At 56.0% G+C, this 4103-nt stretch carries 3 protein-coding genes and 1 pseudogene; 3 read left to right on the forward strand and 1 reads right to left on the reverse strand.

Annotation, left to right across the window (positions count from 1 at the left end; translation table 11 throughout):
- Together CINSTRO3249_RS16810 and pitA are read left to right on the forward strand one after the other, a co-directional pair.
- A pseudogene (locus tag CINSTRO3249_RS16810) lies at positions 1–110 on the forward strand (IS110 family transposase); the annotation flags it as partial.
- A 274-nt stretch (positions 111–384) separates the two neighbouring features.
- Entirely contained in the window at positions 385–2046 is a 1662-nt protein-coding gene (pitA, locus tag CINSTRO3249_RS13645) for an inorganic phosphate transporter PitA (RefSeq protein ID WP_074013671.1), read from the forward strand.
- A 53-nt stretch (positions 2047–2099) separates the two neighbouring features.
- Here pitA and uspB read toward each other — a convergent pair whose 3' ends face one another.
- Positions 2100–2435, reverse strand: coding sequence for a universal stress protein UspB (gene uspB / locus CINSTRO3249_RS13650; RefSeq protein WP_074013672.1), 336 nt, complete (start codon positions 2433–2435; stop codon positions 2100–2102).
- A 443-nt stretch (positions 2436–2878) separates the two neighbouring features.
- Between uspB and uspA the strand changes: the two genes are divergently transcribed.
- The gene (gene uspA / locus CINSTRO3249_RS13655; RefSeq protein WP_025420467.1) at positions 2879–3340 is read left to right on the forward strand and encodes a universal stress protein UspA; all 462 of its coding nucleotides are present in this window, start codon (positions 2879–2881) and stop codon (positions 3338–3340) included.
- The last annotated feature ends 763 nt before the right edge of the window (positions 3341–4103 follow it).

The raw sequence follows: 4103 nt of genomic DNA on the forward strand, positions 1-4103 counted from the left end.
AAGGAGGTAAAGTAGGCATCTGCGCGGCAATGCGAAAATTACTCCAATTAGCTTATGGTGTCTTAAAATCTGGAATACCCTTCGATGAAAATATAGCTCTTGCATCATGATGAGCAAGACGGTATCTATACTCTGAATGGGTGACCCGACCGGGGGGTTTTAAACAGCGGCCCGATTGTAATGGGCCTGACAGGACAATGCTATGGTAACAAAATGCTAGATTGGGTAAAAAAGCGTATCTTGCTGAATTTGAAAGTTTATAGGGGTCAATGTCTATCTGCCGGCGGCAAGAATATCAAAAAAAGGTCATATTTTCCTTTTCCCCTGGCCCTCTTGTCGCAGATAATGCGGCCCGTTCATGTCCAAACAATGGCGTAACCCTCTATGCTACATCTATTCACCGGCCTGGAATTCCATACCGGTTTAATGTTGGTGCTCGCATTAATTTTTGTTCTGGTTTATGAGGCCATCAATGGCTTTCATGATACGGCCAACGCGGTGGCCACCGTCATCTACACCCGCGCACTGCGCTCGCAACTGGCGGTCGCCATGTCCGGGGTGTTCAATTTCCTCGGGGTACTGATGGGCGGATTGAGCGTGGCCTATGCCATCGTTCATCTTCTGCCGACCGACCTCCTGCTCAATGTCAGTTCAGCCCACGGCCTGGCGATGATGTTCTCCATGCTGCTGGCGGCGATTTTGTGGAACCTCGGAACCTGGTATTTCGGCCTGCCGGCCTCCAGTTCGCACACCCTGATCGGCGCGATTATCGGTATCGGTCTGACCAACGCCTTGGTTAGCGACAGCTCGGTGGTCCAGGCGCTGAATATCCCCAAACTGATTGAAATCTTCCTGTCGCTGATTATTTCTCCATTGGTGGGATTGGTGCTGGCGGGCGCGATGGTGTTTGTTCTGCGCCGCTACTGGAGCAATACCAAAAAACGCCGCCGTATCCATCTGACGCCGGCGGAGCGGGAGAAAAAGGACGGCAAGCGCAAACCGCCGTTCTGGACCCGTATCGCCCTGATTATCTCCGCCGCCGGCGTGAGCTTTTCCCATGGCGCCAACGACGGGCAGAAAGGCATCGGGCTAATCATGCTGGTGCTGATAGGCGTTGCGCCGGCGGGATTTGTGGTCAATATGAACGCCAGCGGCTACGACATCAGCCGCACCCGCGATGCGGTGAATCATCTGCAGCAATATTATACGCAACATCCCGGCGCGTTCACCCACGTCGTTGGCCCGGATGAGCAGCCCCTGCCGCCGCCGGCCGCGCAAAATGCCGTTCCCGCCGCTCCCCCTGCCGGCGCCGCGCCTGCTGTCGACCCTGGCGTCCCCGCCGCCCCCGTTGCCGGCGCCGCATCCGCCGGCGGTCCTGATGTTCCCCCCGCCGCCAGCGGCGCACCGATGGCGAATGGCCAGAGTCTGGATCAAGGGGGGGCCACTCAACCACAGGAGTTTCATTGCGACCTGTCCCGGGCGCTGTTCGCCATCAATCGCACCTCGCTGCTGTTGGGCAATCTGGACAGCTATGAAACGCTCAAGGCCGATCAGCGCTCCCACGTCCGGCGCCTGCTGATGTGCATTGCCGACACCGCCGATAAGGTGGCGAAGTTGCCGGAAACCCCTTCCGCGGATAAACGCTTCTTGTCTAACCTGCGTCAGGATCTGCTGTATACGGTAGAGTACGCGCCGATGTGGATCATTATCGCCGTGGCGCTGGCGCTTTCACTGGGTACCATGGTGGGCTGGCGCCGGGTGGCGACAACCATCGGCGAGAAAATCGGTAAGAAAGGCATGACCTATGCCCAGGGGCTGTCGGCGCAGATGACGGCGGCCGTGTCCATCGGCGTTGCCAGCTACACCGGCATGCCGGTTTCCACCACCCACGTGCTGTCGTCCGCGGTGACCGGCACCATGCTGGTGGATGGCGGCGGCGTGCAGGGCAAGACCGTGAAAAACATTTTGTTGGCCTGGGTACTGACGCTGCCGGTGGCGATTATTCTGGCCGGCAGCCTGTACTGGCTGGCGCTAAAACTGATTTAACCGCGACGCGCGCAACAAGACGGCCAGCCGGCCGTCTTTTTTTTGCCTATTGCTCAATGCCAGATTGCCAGGGCAATAAGGCTGACCGCGATGAGCCCGCATAATGCGCTGGTCAACATAAATTGCCCGCGCACACGCTCACAGCGGCGGATGAATTCCGGGTCGTGATGATCCAGATAGCGCTGGGCAAAAATGTAGCGCACCAGACGCAGCTGCTTACCGGGCTGACCATGGGAGGTAAAGAAACCGCTACCGTCGACATATTGGTACAGCAGCGGATCGCAGCCGCGCAGCACCACCAGCAATGCTCGTAAAGAAGAATAATAACGAGCCATATTAATCAGGCATACAACACATAAAGCCCAGAACAGCGCAACAGTGTTCATGATGAGTCCTCCCGGCAACATCCAAAACCGCCGCAATACCCGACGACCACGGGACGGCAGCGGTTAGAACCGACATGTGTAAGCTCACGACTGACAGACCATCTGAAGTTTGTTGCTATGCGCATGCGAGCGGCGCGGAAGAGAACTGTGAGATGGCATACTGTTCAGTGTAGAAAAATTTTGACAAAAGCCGCCAACCGAAGCGATAGAAATTATGCATTTTCGCAAAAAAAGTTTTACCCTCGTGTCATGCGAGCGCCGTTGGCCTGGTCGGGGGAAGATATCGTGACCCTTCTCGCAGTTGCGCAGGTCAGCCGCTTCGTTCCGCGGGCGAGTACGGCTATACTGAAAGAGGGACACCAAGACTGGAGATTGTACGTCCGCTGTCGCCGGGGTCGCATAGTGCGACGAGAATAGACGAGTGACATTTTGCAAGGAGTCTGATTATGGCTTACAAACACATCCTGATAGCCGTTGACCTTTCACCGGAAAGTAACGTGCTGGTCGAAAAAGCCGTATCAATGGCCAGACCTTATAACGCCAAAGTTTCCCTGATCCACGTTGATGTCAATTACTCCGACCTCTATACCGGTCTTATTGACGTCAATCTCGGCGATATGCAAAAGCGCATATCGGAAGAAACGCAGCATGCCATGACCCAGCTGTCGCAAAACGCTGGCTATCCGATAACCGAAACGCTGAGCGGCAGTGGCGATCTGGGCCAGGTGCTGGTGGACGCCATTAACAAATACGACGTGGATCTCGTTTTGTGCGGCCATCACCAGGACTTCTGGAGTAAGCTGATGTCTTCGGCGCGCCAGCTCATCAACACGGTCCATGTGGATATGTTGATCGTCCCGCTCAGCGATGACGGCGACGATGAAGAAGACATGGATGATATCGCCTGACCTGTCCGTCGTGCGAGCTTAAAAACGGCGCATAGAAGCGGTAAGCGCCAGACAGAGCAATGCGCAGACTTGAAAGTCGCGCACTGCTTTGCCTGGTGCCAGTCTATTGCAGTTGTAAGCACGTTGTCTGGCGCCACAGTCACTTGTCACTGTCAGCACGTTGCCTGGCGCCACAGTCACTTGCCATTGTCAGCACGTTGCCTGGCGCCACAGTCACTTGCCATTGTCAGCACGTTGCCTGGCGGCAGGTCTTGCTCAGCGTCAGCGCCTTGGCCCACGCTGCCTCTATGGCGGCGACGTTATCTTAGCAACAAGGGTTGGCAACAAACCCGAAATAGCATCACCCTTGTCACTCTACGCGCGGTCGGTCCGACAGCGGCATCAACCCGTCGCTAATGCCATCCTTCCCGCCGTTCAATGGCACGCATCGTCCGCTATTTCGGCTTGGCAAAACGGCTGTTGCGTTTGTGCGGGCTTGAGGAGCGAGCACGTCAGCGCACGTCTCGACACGCTTTATTGCAGGGTTATGGCCCGTAAAATGCGGGCTTGAGGAGCCAGCACGTCCGCACACGCCCCAATCATCATGCCGACGTGGTTATGGCCCGCTAAGTCCGGGCCCTCCGCATTAGGCGATAATGAATCACCCCGGATAAATTAGAGTCTATACTTTAAAAGTGGAGGTCTCTATGACAACGACCAAACGTTACTCTCCGGAAGTCCGTGAACGGGCAGTTAATCTAGTGCTGGAAACTCAGCATGAGCA

It is taken from the genome of Candidatus Sodalis sp. SoCistrobi (assembly GCF_900143145.1).
Taxonomy (GTDB): domain Bacteria; phylum Pseudomonadota; class Gammaproteobacteria; order Enterobacterales; family Enterobacteriaceae; genus SoCistrobi.